The 16,822-nt window shown below is 54.9% G+C and carries 20 protein-coding genes and 1 tRNA gene; 15 read left to right on the forward strand and 6 right to left on the reverse strand.

Annotated elements, in window-relative coordinates; translation table 11 throughout:
* Window positions 1-136 precede the first annotated feature (136 nt).
* From coaE to yacG, 3 genes are read left to right on the forward strand one after another with little or no spacing between them, the layout of a single operon-like run.
* Window positions 137-757, forward strand: a complete 621-nt coding sequence (coaE, locus tag ACVV26_RS18255; RefSeq protein WP_474798612.1) for a dephospho-CoA kinase — start codon at window positions 137-139, stop codon at window positions 755-757.
* Window positions 757-1,500, forward strand: coding sequence for a cell division protein ZapD (zapD, locus tag ACVV26_RS18260; RefSeq protein WP_312981546.1), 744 nt, complete (start codon window positions 757-759; stop codon window positions 1,498-1,500). Before coaE ends, zapD begins: the two co-directional genes overlap by 1 nt.
* Before the next feature lie 9 nt (window positions 1,501-1,509).
* Entirely contained in the window at window positions 1,510-1,707 is a 198-nt protein-coding gene (gene yacG / locus ACVV26_RS18265; RefSeq protein WP_312981548.1) for a DNA gyrase inhibitor YacG, read from the forward strand.
* A gap of 55 nt (window positions 1,708-1,762) precedes the next feature.
* Here yacG and mutT read toward each other — a convergent pair whose 3' ends face one another.
* Genes mutT through trmB form a run of 4 tightly spaced genes read right to left on the reverse strand, consistent with a single transcriptional unit; the run spans window position 1,763 to window position 3,991 of the window.
* Window positions 1,763-2,164, reverse strand: a complete 402-nt coding sequence (mutT, locus tag ACVV26_RS18270; RefSeq protein WP_474798613.1) for an 8-oxo-dGTP diphosphatase MutT — start codon at window positions 2,162-2,164, stop codon at window positions 1,763-1,765.
* A 12-nt stretch (window positions 2,165-2,176) separates the two neighbouring features.
* A complete protein-coding gene (locus ACVV26_RS18275) occupies window positions 2,177-2,893 on the reverse strand; it encodes a YggN family protein (protein ID WP_312981562.1) in 717 nt (238 codons plus the stop codon).
* Window positions 2,894-2,945: 52 nt separating this feature from the next.
* A complete protein-coding gene (locus tag ACVV26_RS18280) occupies window positions 2,946-3,272 on the reverse strand; it encodes a YggL family protein (protein ID WP_474798614.1) in 327 nt (108 codons plus the stop codon).
* Window positions 3,272-3,991, reverse strand: a complete 720-nt coding sequence (trmB, locus tag ACVV26_RS18285) for a tRNA (guanosine(46)-N7)-methyltransferase TrmB (protein WP_474798615.1) — start codon at window positions 3,989-3,991, stop codon at window positions 3,272-3,274. Before trmB ends, ACVV26_RS18280 begins: the two co-directional genes overlap by 1 nt.
* Before the next feature lie 150 nt (window positions 3,992-4,141).
* Between trmB and mutY the strand changes: the two genes are divergently transcribed.
* The 4 genes from mutY (at window position 4,142) to ACVV26_RS18305 (ending at window position 8,150) form a co-directional block, all read left to right on the forward strand.
* Window positions 4,142-5,227, forward strand: a complete 1,086-nt coding sequence (gene mutY, locus ACVV26_RS18290) for an A/G-specific adenine glycosylase (protein WP_474798616.1) — start codon at window positions 4,142-4,144, stop codon at window positions 5,225-5,227.
* A gap of 2 nt (window positions 5,228-5,229) precedes the next feature.
* A complete protein-coding gene (locus tag ACVV26_RS18295) occupies window positions 5,230-5,505 on the forward strand; it encodes an oxidative damage protection protein (protein ID WP_002436827.1) in 276 nt (91 codons plus the stop codon).
* 58 nt (window positions 5,506-5,563) lie between these two features.
* On the forward strand, window positions 5,564-6,640 hold the full coding sequence (gene mltC / locus ACVV26_RS18300; RefSeq protein WP_312981826.1) for a membrane-bound lytic murein transglycosylase MltC: 1,077 nt from the start codon (window positions 5,564-5,566) through the stop codon (window positions 6,638-6,640).
* 253 nt (window positions 6,641-6,893) lie between these two features.
* Window positions 6,894-8,150, forward strand: a complete 1,257-nt coding sequence (locus tag ACVV26_RS18305; RefSeq protein ID WP_474798617.1) for a nucleoside permease — start codon at window positions 6,894-6,896, stop codon at window positions 8,148-8,150.
* 46 nt (window positions 8,151-8,196) lie between these two features.
* Here the strand turns inward: ACVV26_RS18305 and ACVV26_RS18310 are convergent, their stop codons facing one another.
* Window positions 8,197-10,332 carry an ornithine decarboxylase gene (locus ACVV26_RS18310; protein WP_474798619.1) on the reverse strand — a complete coding sequence of 712 codons (2,136 nt, stop codon included), beginning with the start codon at window positions 10,330-10,332 and terminating at the stop codon, window positions 8,197-8,199.
* Window positions 10,333-10,873: 541 nt separating this feature from the next.
* Between ACVV26_RS18310 and ACVV26_RS18315 the strand changes: the two genes are divergently transcribed.
* Both ACVV26_RS18315 and ACVV26_RS18320 read left to right on the forward strand, forming a co-directional pair.
* Window positions 10,874-11,584, forward strand: a complete 711-nt coding sequence (locus ACVV26_RS18315; protein WP_474798620.1) for a DUF554 domain-containing protein — start codon at window positions 10,874-10,876, stop codon at window positions 11,582-11,584.
* A gap of 104 nt (window positions 11,585-11,688) precedes the next feature.
* Window positions 11,689-11,764, forward strand: a tRNA-Phe gene (locus tag ACVV26_RS18320).
* Between the two features lie 56 nt (window positions 11,765-11,820).
* Here the strand turns inward: ACVV26_RS18320 and ACVV26_RS18325 are convergent.
* Window positions 11,821-12,120 (reverse strand): SymE family type I addiction module toxin, encoded by a 300-nt coding sequence (locus ACVV26_RS18325; protein ID WP_474798621.1) that lies wholly within the window; start codon window positions 12,118-12,120, stop codon window positions 11,821-11,823.
* Between the two features lie 399 nt (window positions 12,121-12,519).
* Here ACVV26_RS18325 and ACVV26_RS18330 point away from each other — a divergent pair, with 399 nt between their 5' ends.
* From ACVV26_RS18330 to ACVV26_RS18355, 6 genes are all read left to right on the forward strand, one after another.
* Complete coding sequence (locus tag ACVV26_RS18330) at window positions 12,520-13,143, forward strand: DUF2238 domain-containing protein (RefSeq protein WP_474798622.1); 624 nt, start codon at window positions 12,520-12,522, stop codon at window positions 13,141-13,143.
* A gap of 144 nt (window positions 13,144-13,287) precedes the next feature.
* Complete coding sequence (locus tag ACVV26_RS18335; RefSeq protein ID WP_312981594.1) at window positions 13,288-14,031, forward strand: FadR/GntR family transcriptional regulator; 744 nt, start codon at window positions 13,288-13,290, stop codon at window positions 14,029-14,031.
* A 22-nt stretch (window positions 14,032-14,053) separates the two neighbouring features.
* The gene (gene rpiB / locus ACVV26_RS18340) at window positions 14,054-14,500 is read left to right on the forward strand and encodes a ribose 5-phosphate isomerase B (RefSeq protein WP_474798623.1); all 447 of its coding nucleotides are present in this window, start codon (window positions 14,054-14,056) and stop codon (window positions 14,498-14,500) included.
* Window positions 14,501-14,518: 18 nt separating this feature from the next.
* Window positions 14,519-15,427, forward strand: a complete 909-nt coding sequence (locus ACVV26_RS18345; protein ID WP_474798624.1) for an NAD(P)-dependent oxidoreductase — start codon at window positions 14,519-14,521, stop codon at window positions 15,425-15,427.
* Between the two features lie 14 nt (window positions 15,428-15,441).
* The gene (locus ACVV26_RS18350; protein WP_312981600.1) at window positions 15,442-16,119 is read left to right on the forward strand and encodes an amino acid ABC transporter permease; all 678 of its coding nucleotides are present in this window, start codon (window positions 15,442-15,444) and stop codon (window positions 16,117-16,119) included.
* Window positions 16,120-16,131: 12 nt separating this feature from the next.
* On the forward strand, window positions 16,132-16,818 hold the full coding sequence (locus ACVV26_RS18355) for an amino acid ABC transporter permease (protein WP_312981603.1): 687 nt from the start codon (window positions 16,132-16,134) through the stop codon (window positions 16,816-16,818).
* Window positions 16,819-16,822: the final 4 nt, after the last annotated feature.

The raw sequence follows: 16,822 nt of genomic DNA on the forward strand, positions 1-16,822 counted from the left end.
AATCCTATAAATTTACCTGCCGCCAGGCAGAAATCACCGTCTTGCGAATACGGAAAATTTTTCCTGTTTCGCGGGCCTTTGCAAGGCCATGAAAAGACTGGCGATCACATCAGAACACGACAATCGGGATTGGTTTATGGTTTACACAGTAGCGATAACGGGCGGCATCGGAAGTGGGAAAACCACCGTAGCCAACAAGTTCGCGCAACTGGGAATTACCGTTATTGATGCCGATATCATCGCCCGAAATGTCGTTGAACCAGAAAAACCCGCGTTAAAAGCCATCGTCCAACGTTTTGGCCCGGCCATGCTGCTGCCCGACGGCACGCTGAATCGCCGGGAACTGCGCGAGCGCATTTTCGCCAACCCGCAGGAAAAAGCCTGGCTCAATGCGTTATTGCACCCCCTGATCCATCAGGAAACCCAGGATGAAATGGCGCGCGCCACATCCAACTACGTGCTGTGGGTGGTTCCGCTGTTAGTGGAAAATCAACTGCATAAAAAAGCCGACCGGGTGCTGGTTGTCGATGTCGATCCTGAAACTCAGATAATACGCACTATGCAACGTGATAATGTGTCACGTATACATGCCGAGCAAATCATCGCCGCCCAGGTAAGCCGGGAAGCGCGCTTAGCCGTCGCCGATGATGTAATAGACAATAGCGGCAGGCCAGACGCCGTTGATGCCGAGGTGAAGCGCTTGCATCAACGTTATATGCAGTTGGCCGCACAAGCCGTGCAACAGGAAAATCAGTAATGCACAACCACATTCTCTTCGAACATCCGCTGAATGAAAAAATGCGCACCTGGCTGCGTATCGAATTTCTTATTCAGCAGGTGATGTCACGCCTGACCGTGACCGATCATGCTTCAGCACTGCATTTTTTCCGCAATATGGGCGAATTAATGGATGTGTTTGAGCGCGGCGATGTCCGCACCGAAATGCTTAAAGAACTGGAACGCCAACAACGCAAATTACAAAACTGGGCCGAAGTGCCGGGCGTCGATAACGATCGCATCCATGCGTTGCGTAAGGAACTTAAAGAACACAGCGTCACGCTGATGGCCGCGCCCCGTCTGGGCCAGGCGCTGCGTGAAGACCGCCTGATCGGCCTGGTGCGCCAGCGTCTCAGCATCCCCGGAGGTTGCTGTAGTTTTGATTTACCGAGCCTGCATTTCTGGCTGCATATGCCCCAGGAAGCGCGCGACGCCCAGGTTAACCGCTGGTTCAGCAGTCTCGACCCGCTGCGTTTCGCGCTGGAAAAGGTGCTCGATCTTATTCGCCATTCCGCGCCGTTCCGTAAGCAAACCAGTCTGAACGGCTTCTTCCAGGATAACGGCGACGACGCGGATTTGCTGCGCCTGACGCTGAACATGAGCGACGAACTGTATCCGCAGATTTCCGGGCATAAAAGCCGTTTTGCCATCCGCTTTATGCCGATTGACAGCGAAAATGGCCGCGTGCCTGAGCGTCTGGATTTTGAACTGGCCTGTTGCTAAGGAGGCAAAATGACGGAAACCACTACGGTAAATTGCCCCACCTGCGGCAAACCGGTTATCTGGAATGAATCCAGCCCGTTTCGCCCGTTTTGCTCGAAACGCTGTCAGCTGATTGATTTAGGTGAATGGGCGGCAGAGGAAAAACGTATCCCCAGCCAGAGCGATTTAAACGACAGCGACGACTGGAGCGAGCTGGATCGCGAATAAAAAAACGGGGTGGTATTCAGCAATACCACCCCGATTTTTTTATCGTCTGGGCACGTTAACGCGCGTTCGCATCCGCAATGAGCCGTGCCACCACTGGCTCATTGGCAGGTGGGAACGCCGCCGCGTCCAGCGTGCTCGCTGCAACCCATTCTCCAGGCTGCCCCTCTTTACCCCAGGGTTCTCCCTGCCACGCTTCGACCAGATAAAACCACAAGGTGATGTGCCGGTCCGGGAAGGTATATTCCAGGGTTTCATACAGCGACGGTTGTTGAGCGTTAATCCCCACTTCTTCCTGAAGTTCGCGGATCAGCGCCTGCTCCGGAGTTTCGTTCGCTTCAATCTTACCGCCGGGAAACTCCCATTTGTTAGCCATATGGGCATCAGCCGCGCGACGGGTAATAAAAATCGCGTTATCAGCGTTACGGATAATGCCCACGGCAATCTGTAACTTTTTCATGGCACTTCCGCTTTATTTCAGGGTGGAAACCAGCTTAGTACGCTGATCTTCCAGTGAAATCACGCGCTGGCAAACATCACGGCCGAACTGCTGGAAATCCTGCTCCTGGGTTTTCCATTCGTTCTGGATCGCCGTTTGTAATCCGCCCAGGCTACCCAGCACGCCCTGCAACGGGTTGCCGCCGCCTTTCAGCACCGCTTTGGCACCCATCTCGTTAATGCTGTCCTGCAGAATGCCGCCCATCGCCTGGTTCACCAGTTGTTGACCGTCGGCCCTCACTTGCTCAATGGCTTTATAGTGGAACGTCAGCCCGTCGCTGCGCTGTTCGATAATGCGGTTCATCTGCGCTTTAAGCTGGGCATCAAGGCTGGTCAGGCGAGTGCGCATATTGCTGCTCGCGCCGACTTCCTGGGTGATCACCCGGTCCAGCGCCACCCGCCCTTTTTCAACGCGGCTTAATGCGCCCTGCTGGATCCACGGCAGATCGGTCCGTAAGGCTTTTTGATAGTTCAACGCCTGCTGACGCTGCGCGGCGGTCAGGTTTTTCTGCTGGCCGTTAAACTGTACGCTACCGTCAGGGCCAATCACCAGGTTGCCGTTTTCGCCAACCACCTGCACGGTTTGCGGACTGAGCACGACATCGTCACGCGGCGTGACGCTGCATTTGTATTCGGCCTGAGCCTGCATCGCCGTTACCAGCAATGCGCCCAGAAGCGCTTTACGCATCATATCGACTCCCTATAAAGCAAAACGGGCCAAACCGGCCCGTTAGTCAGTGTAATCAATCCCACCACACATCGAACAGATCGCTTAAGCGGATCTCTTCGAGCTTGCGATCTTCAAGCCATTTGCGCACCAGCGCCTGATCTTCTTCGGTACACTTACCGATTTCCTGCTTGCAGACCAGACCTTCCCAGGCAAGATAACCACTGCCGTCAAAGGCCAGACCATTCGGCTCGATCACTTCATTGATCAGGTCATCAACGGTTTTATCCACGACTTCTTCGCTGGTGCCTTCCGGGAAACGCCAGGCTACCGAGAATCCCAACTCCTGAAACTCATCGATATGCATCTTTTTACGTAAACGACGGCTGCGGTTCTTTGCCATTATTTCACCCTCTCGAACATTAAGTCCCATACGCCGTGACCAAGACGATGGCCACGCTGTTCAAATTTGGTTACCGGACGCGATTCCGGGCGCGGTACGTAGTCGTTGTTTTCAGACTGGTTCTTATAACCTTCAACAGACGACATCACTTCGAGCATATGTTCGGCATAAGGTTCCCAGTCGGTCGCCATATGGAACACGCCGCCGAGCGTTAATTTGCTCTTCACCAGCTCCGCAAACGGGGCCTGGACGATGCGGCGCTTGTTATGGCGCGCTTTGTGCCACGGATCCGGGAAGAACAACTGCACCATATTAAGGGCGTTATCCGGGATCATGGTTTGCAGCACTTCAACCGCGTCATGGCACATCACGCGCAGGTTTTCCACGCCCTCTTCATGGGCCAGGCTCAGGCAGGCGCCTACGCCCGGCGAATGCACTTCAATCCCTAAGAAATCCTGGTGCGGGTTGGCTTTTGCCATCGCCACCAGCGAGGCCCCCATGCCAAAGCCGATTTCCAGAGTGACCGGCGCGGTGCGACCAAACAGCGCGGTAAAATCGAGCGGCGCGGGAGTGAACTCAACGCCCATCACCGGCCAGTAGTTATCCAGCGCGTGCTGTTGCCCTTTGGTCAGGCGCCCCTGACGGCGGACAAAGCTGCGGATACGGCGCAGCGGGCGGCCGCTTTCATCAAATTCCGGTGAAATGACGTCGTTATTCATGGTTTCTATCTGTGTCAGTGAATGGAAAAGCAAACCGGCATTATCCAAAGATAGTCATGGGATGCAAGCACAGGAAAGTTCCGGTTTACAGCCTTTTCGCTCTGTGCTGCAATCTGGGCCCTGAAACTCTAAGCCGGATGCCACGCGTTCATGATGCAAGCGCAGCAATTTTCTCGCCAGGTGCTCGACTGGTACGACAAATATGGGCGTAAAACCCTCCCCTGGCAGATCGAAAAAACGCCTTACAAAGTATGGCTGTCCGAAGTGATGCTGCAACAGACGCAAGTCGCCACGGTTATTCCTTATTTTACCCGCTTTATGGCGCGCTTTCCCACCGTTACCGACCTGGCGAACGCGCCGCTGGATGAAGTGCTGCACCTGTGGACCGGGCTCGGTTATTACGCCCGCGCCCGCAATCTACATAAAGCGGCGAAAAGGGTCGCCGAACAGTACGGCGGCACGTTCCCGCAGACCTTTGATGAAGTGGCCGCGCTACCCGGCGTGGGCCGTTCCACCGCAGGCGCAATTTTGTCGCTGTCGCTCGGTCAACACTTTCCTATCCTTGATGGCAACGTAAAACGGGTGCTGGCGCGCTGCTACGCCGTAGAAGGCTGGCCGGGTAAGAAAGAGGTAGAGAAAAAACTTTGGTCGCTGAGTGAAGCCGTTACCCCTGCACAAGGCGTGGAGCGCTTTAACCAGGCGATGATGGATTTAGGCGCGATGGTGTGTACCCGCTCGCGCCCGAAGTGCGAACTGTGCCCGTTACAGCTCGGCTGCGTGGCGTACGCCACGCAAACCTGGGCCCGTTATCCGGGTAAAAAACCGAAGCAGGTGCTGCCGGAAAAGGTCGGCTATTTTCTGCTGATGCAGCAGAACAACACCGTGCGCCTGACCCAGCGCCCGCCGGTGGGGTTATGGGGCGGGCTGTATTGTTTCCCGCAGTTTGACAGCGAAGAGAGTCTGCGCGACTGGCTGGCGAAACGTAACATTAAGGCCGATAATCTGACGCAACTTAACGCGTTTCGCCATACTTTCAGCCACTTCCATCTGGATATCGTACCCATGTGGCTTTCTGTGTCCTCGCAGGCGTCTTGCGTGGAGGAAGAGAGCGCACTCTGGTATAACCTGGCACAGCCGCCATCCGTTGGGCTTGCCGCCCCGGTTGAGCGTTTGTTGCAACAATTACACGCGGAGCCGGTTGTAACTCAACCCCTTCGCCATGATAGTGAGGACTAACTATGAGCAGAACGATTTTTTGTACCTACCTGCAGCGCGACGCCGAAGGCCAGGATTTCCAACTCTATCCGGGCGATTTGGGCAAGCGCATCTATAACGAGATTTCCAAAGAGGCGTGGAAGCTGTGGCAAACCAAGCAAACCATGCTGATTAACGAAAAGAAACTCAACATGATGAACCCCGAGCACCGCAAGCTGCTGGAGCAGGAAATGGTTAACTTCCTGTTTGAAGGGAAAGACGTTCACATCGAAGGCTATACGCCGCCAGAACAACAATAAGGGCCTTTGGCCCTTTTTTGACAACACAACATCAATAACACAACGCACTCCCTTAATGATGAAAAAATTACTCGCGCTGGCTTTGATTGCGCCGTTACTCATCTCGTGTTCCAGTAAAAAATCGGAAACGTATAATCCGGAACTGGAAAAAGATACCAACGGTTTTGACATCCTGATGGGGCAGTTCGCCCATAATATTGAGAACATCTGGGGATTTAATGAAGTCCTGATTGCCGGGCCGAAGGACTACGTGAAGTATACCGACGGCTACCAGACCCGCAGCCATATCAACTTTGATCAAGGCACCATCACGGTTGAAACCATTGCCGGCACCGATCCTGCCGCGCGGCTGCGCCAGGCGATCATCACCACTTTACTGATGGGCGACGATCCGGGGTCTATCGATCTCTATTCGGATGTGAACGACATTCCAATCTCCAAACAGCCGTTCCTGTATGGGCAGGTGGTGGACAACACCGGCGAGCCTATCCGCTGGCAGTGGCGTGCGGCGCGCTTTGCCGATTACCTGCTGCAAACCCGCATGAAGAGCCGCAGCAACGGCCTGCGCGTTATCTACAGCATCACCATTAACCTGGTGCCGAACCACCTTGATAAGCGTGCCCATAAATACGTGGGAATGGTGCGCCAGGCCTCGCGTAAATATGGTGTGGATGAGTCGCTGATCCTGGCGATTATGCAGACTGAATCTTCCTTTAACCCGTATGCAGTCAGCCGTTCCGACGCGCTGGGCCTGATGCAGGTGGTACAGCATACCGCGGGCAAAGATGTGTTCCGCTCGCAGGGTAAATCAGGCACGCCAAGCCGTAGCTACCTGTTCGATCCACAAAGCAATATCGATACCGGCACGGCTTACCTGGCGATATTGAACAATGTCTATCTCGGCGGGATTGAGAACCCCACCTCGCGCCGTTATGCGGTAATTACCGCTTATAACGGCGGCGCGGGCAGCGTGCTGCGGGTGTTCTCAAACGACAAAATTAAGGCGGCCAGCATTATTAACAGCATGCAGCCGGGCGATGTGTATGAAACCCTGACCACACGCCATCCGTCCGCCGAATCACGCCGTTATCTGTATAAAGTAGACACGGCACAAAAAAGCTATCGCCGTAAGTAATTCCTGTTAAATGTTATATCCCTCACATTCATGTGAGGGATATTTTTTTGTGCCGCGTTTGGCCTGAAGTGGCATTTCTTCATTTGAAACCACCACTCACATCACATTTCGCATCTGCAAGGCGGAGTTTTTTGCAGAATTATGTCGTAGATAACAAAAAGCATAGGGATGGCAGTGCTAAAATCCGCACAATTCACAACCTTCAATGTTTTTAATTCAACATAATCTTGGTTTCTCGTGTGAGGAAAATAACATGAATTATAAGCTGCAGCTGAAAGTGCTCTCGTTTCTGCAGTTCTGCTTGTGGGGAAGCTGGCTGACAACGCTGGGTTCCTACATGTTCGTCACCCTGAAGTTCGATGGCGCGTCCATCGGCGCAGTGTATAGCTCACTCGGGATCGCGGCGGTATTTATGCCGACGCTGCTGGGGATCGTGGCGGATAAGTGGATCAGCGCCAAATGGGTGTATGCGTTCTGTCATCTGGTCGGCGCCGCGACGCTGTTTATGGCGGCGAACGTCACCACGCCAACCGGGATGTTTGTGGTGATCCTCATTAACTCGCTGGCCTATATGCCAACACTGGGTCTGGTTAACACCATCTCTTACTACCGTTTGCAGCAGGCCGGGCGCGATATCGTCACCGACTTCCCGCCTATCCGTATCTGGGGCACCATCGGCTTTATTATGGCGATGTGGGCGGTGAGCTTCTCCGGCTTCGAACTGAGCCATATGCAGCTGTACATCGGCGCTGCGCTGTCTCTGGTGCTGGTGCTGTTTACCCTGACCCTGCCGCACGTGCCGGTATCCAACCAGCAGAAAAACCAGAGCTGGTCTACCATGCTGGGCCTCGATGCGTTTGCGCTGCTGAAAAACAAGCGTATGGCGATTTTCTTTATCTTCTCCATGCTGCTGGGCGCGGAACTGCAAATTACCAATATGTTTGGTAACACCTTCCTGCACAGTTTCGATCAGGATCCGCTGTTCTCTGGCAGCTTTATCGTGCAACACGCCTCGGTGCTGATGTCGATTTCGCAGATTTCCGAAACCGTGTTCATCCTGACTATTCCGTTCTTCCTAAGCCGTTACGGCATCAAGAAAGTGATGCTGATCAGTATCATCGCCTGGATGCTGCGCTTCGGCCTGTTCGCCTATGGCGATCCATCACCAATGGGCACCGTGCTGCTGGTTCTGTCGATGATCGTCTACGGCTGCGCCTTCGACTTCTTCAACGTTTCCGGTTCGATGTTTGTTGAGCAGGAAGTGAAACCGGCTATCCGCGCCAGCGCCCAGGGCATGTTCCTGATGATGACCAACGGCTTCGGCTGTATCCTCGGCGGCGTGGTAAGCGGCAAAGTGGTTGAGCATTACACCCTGAACGGCATTACCGACTGGCAAACCGTGTGGCTGATTTTCGCGGGCTACTCACTGGTTCTGGCCTTCGCGTTCGTGGCGCTGTTCAAATACAAACATGTGAAAGCGCCCGTTGCGAGCGTTCCACACAGCGCCTGATCGCGCTTATTAAAGTAAAAATGCCGACCACAGGGTCGGCATTTTTTTAGCCTTTCAGCACGTATCCATACAGCCGCCTGATCCCGTCGGCATCGGTTTCGCTGTACACGCCCTGTAGCTCCGGCGAGAAGCCCGGCAGCAAATTCACGCCCTCTTCCAGCGCCAGGAAGTAGCGCTGCACCGCCCCGCCCCACACCTCGCCCGGCACTACGCACAGCACGCCCGGCGGGTATGGCAATGCTCCTTCCGCCGCGATGCGCCCGGCGGCTTCGCTAATGCGCACCAGCTCGACGTTGCCACGGATAAACTCGCGGTTGGCGTCCTGCGGGTTCATCACTACCTGCGGCAGTTCAGCTTTGCGGAACATTGCTTTTTGCAGGTCTTTGACGTTAAAGCTGACGTACAGGTCGTGCATCTCCTGGCACAGTTGGCGCAACGTATAGCCTTTATAGCGCACGGCGTATTTTTGCCAGAGGGTCGGCAGCACGTCCGAGAGCGGCGAATCCTGCTCGATGTGGCGCTCGAACTGGGCCAGCAGCGCCACCAGATGCGCCATTTTCTCCGGGCTTTCCGCAGGGGTCAGCAGGAACAGGATCGAGTTGAGGTCGGCTTTCTCCGGCACCAGGCCGTTTTCGCGCAGGTAGTTCGCCAGAATGGTCGCCGGTACGCCGAATTCGGCATACTCGCCGGTTTGCGCGTCGATACCCGGCGTGGTGAGTAGCAGTTTGCAGGGATCGACAAAATATTGCTCATCGGCATAGCCGTCAAAACCATGCCAGCGTTCGCCGGGAATAAAGCTGAAGAAGCGGCGTTCACTGGCGATAAGCGATGTGGGATGCTCCTGCCAGGGTTTACCGTCCACCTTCGGCGGCACAAAAGGGGTGATCATCGAGCACTGGCTGAGAATGGCTTTACGCGCTTCGATACCCAGTTCCACGCATTCGGCCCACAGGCGGCGACCGCTCTCGCCCTCGTGGATCTTGGCGTTGACGTCCAGCGCGGCAAATAACGGATAAAACGGACTGGTTGAGGCATGCAGCATAAACGCGTTATTCAGGCGCTTGTGCGGGCAAAACCGCGCCTGACCACGCACGTGGTTATCCTTTTTGTGGATTTGCGAGGTCTGAGAAAAACCGGCCTGCTGTTTGTGCACCGACTGGGTGACAAAAATCCCCGGATCGTTTGCGTTCAGCTCCAGCAGCAGCGGCGAGCAGTCGGCCATCATCGGGATAAACTGCTCGTAGCCCACCCAGGCGGAGTCAAACAGGATGTAGTCGCACAGATGGCCGATTTTGTCGATCACCTGGCGGGCGTTGTAAATGGTGCCATCGTAGGTGCCAAGCTGGATCACCGCCAGACGGAACGGACGGGGCTCATCGGCACGCTCCGGCGCGGCTTCGCGGATTAACTCGCGCAGATACGCCTCGTCGAAGCAGTGCTCATCAATCCCGCCAATAAAGCCGAACGGATTGCGCGCCGCTTCCAGGTACACCGGCGTTGCGCCCGCCTGGATCAACGCGCCGTGATGGTTGGATTTATGGTTGTTGCGGTCGAACAGTACCAGGTCGCCACGGGTCAGCAGCGCGTTGGTCACCACTTTGTTGGCGGCGGAGGTGCCGTTGAGCACGAAATAGGTTTTATCGGCGTTAAACACCTTAGCGGCAAACTTCTGCGCGTGTTTGGCCGAGCCTTCGTGGATCAGCAAATCGCCCAGCTTCACATCGGCGTTGCACATATCGGCGCGGAACACGTTCTCGCCGAAGAAATCGTAAAACTGACGCCCTGCCGGATGCTTTTTGAAAAATTCACCGTGCTGATGCCCAGGACAGGCAAAGGTGCTGTTTTGCATTTCGACGTACTGATAAAGAGTATCGAAAAACGGCGGCAGCAGGTTTTCTTCATAGCGCGTGGCAGCGGCTTCCAGTTCGAGAAAGGACTGTGCCTTGCCGTCAATCACGCCGGTAATCGCGTCCAGCTCCAGCGGGGTTTCACTCAGCACGAACACCGGCAGATTAAATCCGGTGCGTTTCAGCAACGCCAGAATGCCGCTGCGGGTATCGGCAACGATCAGCACCACGGCGGCGACATCGGTAAAGTCAGTATTATCCAGCGTGACCACCTCGCGGTGGGTGGAGAGCGCACAGGCAATGTCGTGACTGGCTGCGATTTTTAACGATTTCATAAGCAACAAAAGCCTTAAAGGGAGTAAGTGCCAACAGGCAAGCACAGGGAGTTCATCCCGGTATGGCGTCTTTGGTGAAACTGGAAACAGCTCCGACCGCCTGACATCAGTAAAAACAGAATGTATCTGGTCTTACTGATGTCCTGGAGTGAGCGTGCGTTGGCCTCACCGCATGGTGAGTGTAGGCAATAACGGACTGAGAGCACGGGCAAGCGGCTGCATGGCAGAACGCAGTCTGTAAGTGACAGGCGTGGAAAACGACCTCATCATACAAGCCTCGTGTCAGGGCAGCGGAAAATTCGCGCAATCATGGCAGCTTTGCCCGGCCCGTGCAAGGTGCAATCGATAAACTGCATAATTCGGCAAAGATTATTCAGGTAAATTATTGATACTATCAGGCAATACCCTGCATAGCGGGGCAACCTTGACGAACCATAAGGCATTAAAACGCATATTAATCGCATGAAAACGCATTCGTAACATCAATAAGAATACGGTTTTTTAGCGCGTCTGGCGGTAAAAAGACGCCTCGGGAGAACACATGGTTACTGGTCCTTTTATCAATGGTGCCGCCGTACTGATTGGCGGATTATTAGGCGCATTGCTGGGTTCAAAATTACCGGAGCGGCTGCGGGTGACAATGCCATCGATATTTGGTCTGGCTTCCCTCGGCATTGGCGTGCTGCTGATCGTTAAATGCGCCAACCTGCCGGTGATGGTGCTCTCCACCCTGCTCGGCACCATTATCGGCGAGCTGTGCTATATGGAGCGCGGCATTAACGCCGCCGCAGGCAAAGCGCGTTCGCTGCTGGACAAAGGCGGTAAAAACGGTGGTCACGACGCGTTTATTCAGAACTTCGTCGCCATCCTGATTCTGTTTTGCGCCAGCGGCACCGGGGTGTTTGGCGCGATGCAGGAAGGCATGACTGGCGACCCGACTATCCTGATCGCCAAATCGTTTCTCGATTTCTTTACCGCGATGATTTTCGCCACCACGCTCGGCGTGGCGGTGGCGTTTATCGCGTTTCCATTGATGGCGATCCAGTTAACCCTCGCCTGGTGCGCGGCGATTATCCTGCCGCTTACTACGCCCGCCATGATGGCCGATTTCACCGCCGTTGGCGGCGTGCTGCTACTGGCAACCGGGCTGCGGATTTGCGGCATCAAGATGTTCCCGGTGGTGAATATGCTGCCTGCGCTGGTGATCAGCATGCCGATATCAGCCCTGTGGATGCACTTCTTCGGTGGGTAAAGTGATGGGATTGTCGTCAACCTGGCGGCATAATGCGCATCTGAACAGAATCCACGGAAATTTCGTTGACGCGGTACGGTGAATCGGGTTTAATGCGCCCCGTTGCCCGGATAGCTCAGTCGGTAGAGCAGGGGATTGAAAATCCCCGTGTCCTTGGTTCGATTCCGAGTCCGGGCACCACTATTTAAAGAACCCGCCCACAAGGCGGGTTTTTGCTTTGTATTTTAATAATATTTTCAAAGCGAACTTAATACCCTCTGCTTCATCTCTTTCACTGCCGCCTTTGCCAGTGTTAGCTCTTCACGCAACGCCTGCGTTTCATTGGTATCAAGAATCAATACAATGCAATCGTCAGCAATTTTAACGGTGACATTCATTCCAGTATCAAATCCTGCGTCTCTTAACCATTTTCCGCTCAGATGCAGCGCTGGTGTGCTGGTATCACCCCGATTAGGCATATAGCCGACAGTGTAGCGACGTTGGGTTTTCGCGGTTTTTTCAGATGATAGTTGAGTCTGGGTAGAGATAGTAGCCATAAGGGCAGCCTCCTGTAACGTTTGATATTTCCGCCACTGGAGAGGTCAATCTCACGGGTGGCGGAACCAGGCGGGGTTGACCTTACCGGCGTTACAGGAAACCGGCGCGTCTCGCGACGCCCCCGCCCGGCCCGCCATAGAGGTGTAGCCGTGCGCACGACATAACAACGACGCTGGCGCGTCACATGTCGCCTGTAACAGTATTTCAGGAGGTCAATCCCGGCACCTGATTTTGCAGGTGCGGGTGAACGATACTGCTACCCGAAACTCACAGCAAGGGGTTTAAACCAGGGCTGGCGCAGTATCTTACGAATCCAGAATACATCTCGCAAATCCCCCCACCTTGCACTTCCCCCCTTTTCAACTAAACCCTACTTTCACCACCATAAAGGAACGCTGATGAAATCCCCCCGTCCGCTTTTTCTCACCGCAGGTATCATGCTGCTGGCATTGCTGATGATTTTCACCGCCTTCCACACCGAGCGCAAACTCACCTGGCTGCTCGAAGTCATGCCGCTTTTTATCATCGCGCCAATCCTCTGGATAACCGCAAAACGCTACCCGCTCACACCCTTGCTCTATTCACTCATTTTTATCGGCTGCGTTTCTCTTATCGTTGGCGGGATGTATTCCTACGCCCGCGTTCCCGTCGGTTTTTATCTTCAGGATTGGCTGGGCGTCGATCGCAATCCCTATGACCGTATCGGTCACGTCCTCCAGGGGCTGGTGGTGTCGCTGTCGGCGCGGGAAGTTTTGCTACGCGGCGGCTATCGGCTCGGCGCTAAGATGCTGGGCTTTTTAGTGTGCTGCGTCACGTTTGCCATCAGCGCCTTTTATGAACTGATCGAGTGGTGGGTGGCGCTGATCCTCGGCAAGGACGCGGATGATTTCCTCGGCACCCAGGGCGATGAATGGGACACCCAGGCCGATATGCTGTGCGCCCTGCTGGGTTCGATGTTCTCGGTGTTCATTCTTGGCCGCTGGCATTCACGACAGCTTACAAAGCTGATCTCACGATCCTGAAGATCTCCCTCCCGCAGCCAGTCAAATCGATAATTGCAATCCCGCTCACAAAACCACCAGGTTAATTATCGATCAACATCACATTAATAATTTATTAACATATCTACCATTGGTATTACCACTTAATACCACCGGTAAAATCATATGGATATCAAACGCGAAAAGACGGAAAGCAGCAGCGGTCATGACCGCGTCGTTAAATTTTTACGCGAGCAGTTGTTAAGCGGGGCGTTGCGCGCGGGCGACAGTTTGCTACCTGAGCGCGAGCTCTCTGCCAGATTAGGCGTCAGCCGCCCGGTATTGCGGGAAGCGCTAAGAGCCCTGGCGATGATTGGTGCCGTCGAGATCCGTCACGGCATCGGCACGGTGGTGACAAAACCTGATGTGTCGGTTTTCGGTGAATTCTTTACCTTCGTGCTGGCCCACCAGCCGAATGTGGTGGATGACGTGATGCAGGCGCGAATCGCCATTGAACGCCAGGCTGTGCGCCTCGCCTGCCGCCGGGCAACGCAAAGTGATTACGATCGTCTGGCCGCCTGCCTGCGCGACATCAGCGATACCATCCATGAACCGGAATTAGGCGGACGAGCCGACTTTCGTTTTCATGAAACCATCGTCAACGCATCGGGCTCGCCAACGCTTATCAACATTTATCAGTCGATCGGCGTGCTGATGCAGCGCTCCCACCTCGACAGACGTGAACAAATTATTCAGGTGGAAGGCATTGAAGCGTTCCTCATCGATCACCACCGCGCCATTTTTGCCGCCATCGTCGAACGAGACGAAGACAAAGCCGATGACTTACTGAGCCGCCATTTTGAAATTGGCGCCGATTTTCGTCGTCGCGCCACCATTCGCATGGTGGGTTCTCAACCTTTTGCTGACTAACCCCCTTAATAAGGAAACGCAGATGCAGATCGTAATTGGCAGTGACCACGCAGGATTTCACCTCAAGCAGGAACTCATCCAGTGGCTGGAGCAAGCGGGCCATCAGATTGACGATGTGGGCAGTTATAACCCTGAGCCTGTGGATTTTCCCGATATTGCGTTCGCGGTGTGTAGCAAAGTCCGCGAAAGCAATGGCCTGCGCGGAATTCTGGTATGCGGTACCGGCGTGGGCGCGGTGATTGCCGCCAACAAAATCAAAGGCATCCGCGCTGCGGTGGGGCATGACGTGCATTCAGCCCATCAGTCCGTGGAGCACGATGACGTCAATGTGTTGTGTATCGGTGCGCAGATCGTTGGCCCCTGGCTGGCGCGCGATCTGATTGACGCCTTTTTGCAGGCAACCTTTGTTCAGGATGCCGACTTCATCCGCCGCGTCGAGAAGCTGGCGCAGCTTGAGCAACATAACTAATCAGCAAGGAGACTCCTGATGAAGACTGCTACTTCCGGCATCGTTGGCTTTCTTGGCTTAGGCGTGATGGGGCGCGAGATGGCGCGCAATCTCGCTCAGGCGGGCTATACCGTGCGCGCGTTTGATATTGTCAGCGGCGCGGGCGATGCGTTGCGCCAGTCCGGTGTTGAAATCGTTAATGATATCCCCTCTGCGGTCAGCGATGCGGATATCGTCATTTCCATGCTGCCGGACACCCCGCAGGTTGAAGATATCGTGCGTGGTCCGCAGGGGCTGTTAGCTGTCCCGCCACGCGGAAAACTGTATGTCGATATGAGCACCATCGCGCCGGAAGCCACACGCAAGCTGAGCCAGGAGCTGGCGGCTGCGGGCGTGACCATGCTGGATGCGCCGGTCTCCGGCGGGCCGATTGGCGCTAAAAACGGCACTCTGACCATCATGGCAGGCGGTGAAGCCCGCGGCTTTGAGCAGGCAACGCCCTATCTGCGCGCCATGGGCACCACGTTAAATCACGTGGGCGCATCCGGTGCCGGGCAAACCGTGAAGCTGTGTAACCAACTGATTTGCGGCATCAATATTCAGGCGATTTGCGAAGCGTTAGCGCTGGCTCGCGCCTGGGATATCAATTTGCCGCAAATGCGTGAAGTGCTGCTGGGTGGATCCGCCGCATCGTGGATGCTCGACAAACTGGGCCCCGCCATGATCGAAGGCGACGACTCCGCTGGTTTTCGCATTGATTTAATGATGAAAGATCTGCGTCTGGTTTTAGAAGCGGCACAGAAACATCCGGTCCCCCTCCCTGCCACGGCCCTGGTTGCCACCCAATACCAGAATGCGCAGGCATACGGTGAAGGAGCCAACGGCAACCAGGCACTTTTCAAAGTCTATGACCGGTTGACCGGCCAGCAGAACGCAAAAACCAATTAACCGGGGCGAAAGTCATGATGCTCGATTTCACAGCAATACTTTCACAATGGCAGCTATTACTGGACGGTGCGACATTAACCGCCCAACTGGCCATCGTGACGACGGTGACGGGTTTTCTTATCGGCACGCTCTGTGCCGTGGCCCGACGCTCTCACTCCAAAGTGTTTGCGAGAATCGCGGCAATTTATGTCGAATCCATTCGCAACACGCCGTTTCTGGTGCAGATCTTTCTGGTTTACTTTGGCCTTTCCAGCCTGGGGTTTTCGTTTACCGCGTTCACCGTCTCGGTCATTGCGCTGACGATTAACGTGGGTGCCTATACCGCAGAAATCATGCGCGCCGGATTTGAGTCGGTGCATAAAGGGCAATGGGAAGCCGCAGAAACCCTCGGGTTAACCAAATGGCAGCAGTACTGGCACGTGGCGCTCCGCCCCGCGATCGAGCGCGTTTACCCGTCGCTGACCAGCCAGTTTATTTTACTGATGCTGGCCTCCTCGGTGACCTCGCAGATCTCCACCGAAGAACTGACCGCGACCGCCAACTTTATTCAGTCAGAAACCTACCGCCCGTTTGAAACGTTCGTGATTGTGGCGGGCATTTACATCGCCATCTCGCTGTTGATGCGCCTGGTGTTCTGGTTGTTTGGCCTTGCCATTTTCCCTCGCCGTCGCCGGCTTGGCACCATGATTTAGGGAGTAATGACGATGAATATTTCCCTTAACTTCGCGCATATTCAGTTTCTGCTGGAAGGCACCCTCTGGACCGCAATCCTGTCGCTGATGGCCTTCGGCGGTGGTGGTCTGGTGGGCTTCCTGATTGCGCTGGGCCGCATTGCACCGGTGCGGATAGTCCGTGTTGTGGTGGCGTCCTGGGTGCAGTTAATTCAGGGCACGCCGCTGCTGATTATCATGTTTATGGTCTATTTCGGATTGCCGCAGTTGGGCTATTCGATCTCCCCGCTGCTGGCCGCAGGCGTGTCGCTGACGATTTACGCCAGCGCCTACCTCGGTGAGATCTGGCGGGGTTGTATCCAGGCGGTTCCCCGCGCGCAATGGGAAGCGGCTGAGTGCCTGGCGCTGTCCCGTGTGCAGCGCATGTTTAAAGTCATCCTCCCGCAGGCCATCAAACTTGCTACGCCGCCTACGGTAGGGTTTTCAGTTCAGATCATCAAAAACACGTCGCTGGCGTCCGTGGTGGGGTTTGTCGAGCTGGCGCGCGCCGGACAACTGATCAACAACTCTATCTTTGAGCCATTTATTATCTATCTCACTGTGGCAACGATCTATTTTTGCCTCTGTTTTCCCGTGTCCGTGTTAAGCCGCCGGCTTGAGCGGGGCGCGCCAGAGAAGAAAGCTAAGGCTCTGGAAACAGTTAGCCCACGAATCAATTAAGTGC

It is taken from the genome of Atlantibacter sp. MEI4A-1023, from assembly GCF_056155425.1.

Excerpts from the sequence above, each read along its gene's own strand:
- coaE (WP_474798612.1), top strand. The coding sequence starts at position 137 with ATGGTTTACACAGTAGCGATAACGGGCGGCATCGGAAGTGGGAAAACC.
- zapD (WP_312981546.1), top strand. The coding sequence starts at position 757 with ATGCACAACCACATTCTCTTCGAACATCCGCTGAATGAAAAAATGCGC.
- yacG (WP_312981548.1), top strand. The coding sequence starts at position 1,510 with ATGACGGAAACCACTACGGTAAATTGCCCCACCTGCGGCAAACCGGTT.
- mutT (WP_474798613.1), bottom strand. The coding sequence starts at position 2,164 with ATGAAAAAGTTACAGATTGCCGTGGGCATTATCCGTAACGCTGATAAC.
- ACVV26_RS18275 (WP_312981562.1), bottom strand. The coding sequence starts at position 2,893 with ATGATGCGTAAAGCGCTTCTGGGCGCATTGCTGGTAACGGCGATGCAG.
- ACVV26_RS18280 (WP_474798614.1), bottom strand. The coding sequence starts at position 3,272 with ATGGCAAAGAACCGCAGCCGTCGTTTACGTAAAAAGATGCATATCGAT.
- trmB (WP_474798615.1), bottom strand. The coding sequence starts at position 3,991 with ATGAATAACGACGTCATTTCACCGGAATTTGATGAAAGCGGCCGCCCG.
- mutY (WP_474798616.1), top strand. The coding sequence starts at position 4,142 with ATGATGCAAGCGCAGCAATTTTCTCGCCAGGTGCTCGACTGGTACGAC.
- ACVV26_RS18295 (WP_002436827.1), top strand. The coding sequence starts at position 5,230 with ATGAGCAGAACGATTTTTTGTACCTACCTGCAGCGCGACGCCGAAGGC.
- mltC (WP_312981826.1), top strand. The coding sequence starts at position 5,564 with ATGAAAAAATTACTCGCGCTGGCTTTGATTGCGCCGTTACTCATCTCG.
- ACVV26_RS18305 (WP_474798617.1), top strand. The coding sequence starts at position 6,894 with ATGAATTATAAGCTGCAGCTGAAAGTGCTCTCGTTTCTGCAGTTCTGC.
- ACVV26_RS18310 (WP_474798619.1), bottom strand. The coding sequence starts at position 10,332 with ATGAAATCGTTAAAAATCGCAGCCAGTCACGACATTGCCTGTGCGCTC.
- ACVV26_RS18315 (WP_474798620.1), top strand. The coding sequence starts at position 10,874 with ATGGTTACTGGTCCTTTTATCAATGGTGCCGCCGTACTGATTGGCGGA.
- ACVV26_RS18325 (WP_474798621.1), bottom strand. The coding sequence starts at position 12,120 with ATGGCTACTATCTCTACCCAGACTCAACTATCATCTGAAAAAACCGCG.
- ACVV26_RS18330 (WP_474798622.1), top strand. The coding sequence starts at position 12,520 with ATGAAATCCCCCCGTCCGCTTTTTCTCACCGCAGGTATCATGCTGCTG.
- ACVV26_RS18335 (WP_312981594.1), top strand. The coding sequence starts at position 13,288 with ATGGATATCAAACGCGAAAAGACGGAAAGCAGCAGCGGTCATGACCGC.
- rpiB (WP_474798623.1), top strand. The coding sequence starts at position 14,054 with ATGCAGATCGTAATTGGCAGTGACCACGCAGGATTTCACCTCAAGCAG.
- ACVV26_RS18345 (WP_474798624.1), top strand. The coding sequence starts at position 14,519 with ATGAAGACTGCTACTTCCGGCATCGTTGGCTTTCTTGGCTTAGGCGTG.
- ACVV26_RS18350 (WP_312981600.1), top strand. The coding sequence starts at position 15,442 with ATGATGCTCGATTTCACAGCAATACTTTCACAATGGCAGCTATTACTG.
- ACVV26_RS18355 (WP_312981603.1), top strand. The coding sequence starts at position 16,132 with ATGAATATTTCCCTTAACTTCGCGCATATTCAGTTTCTGCTGGAAGGC.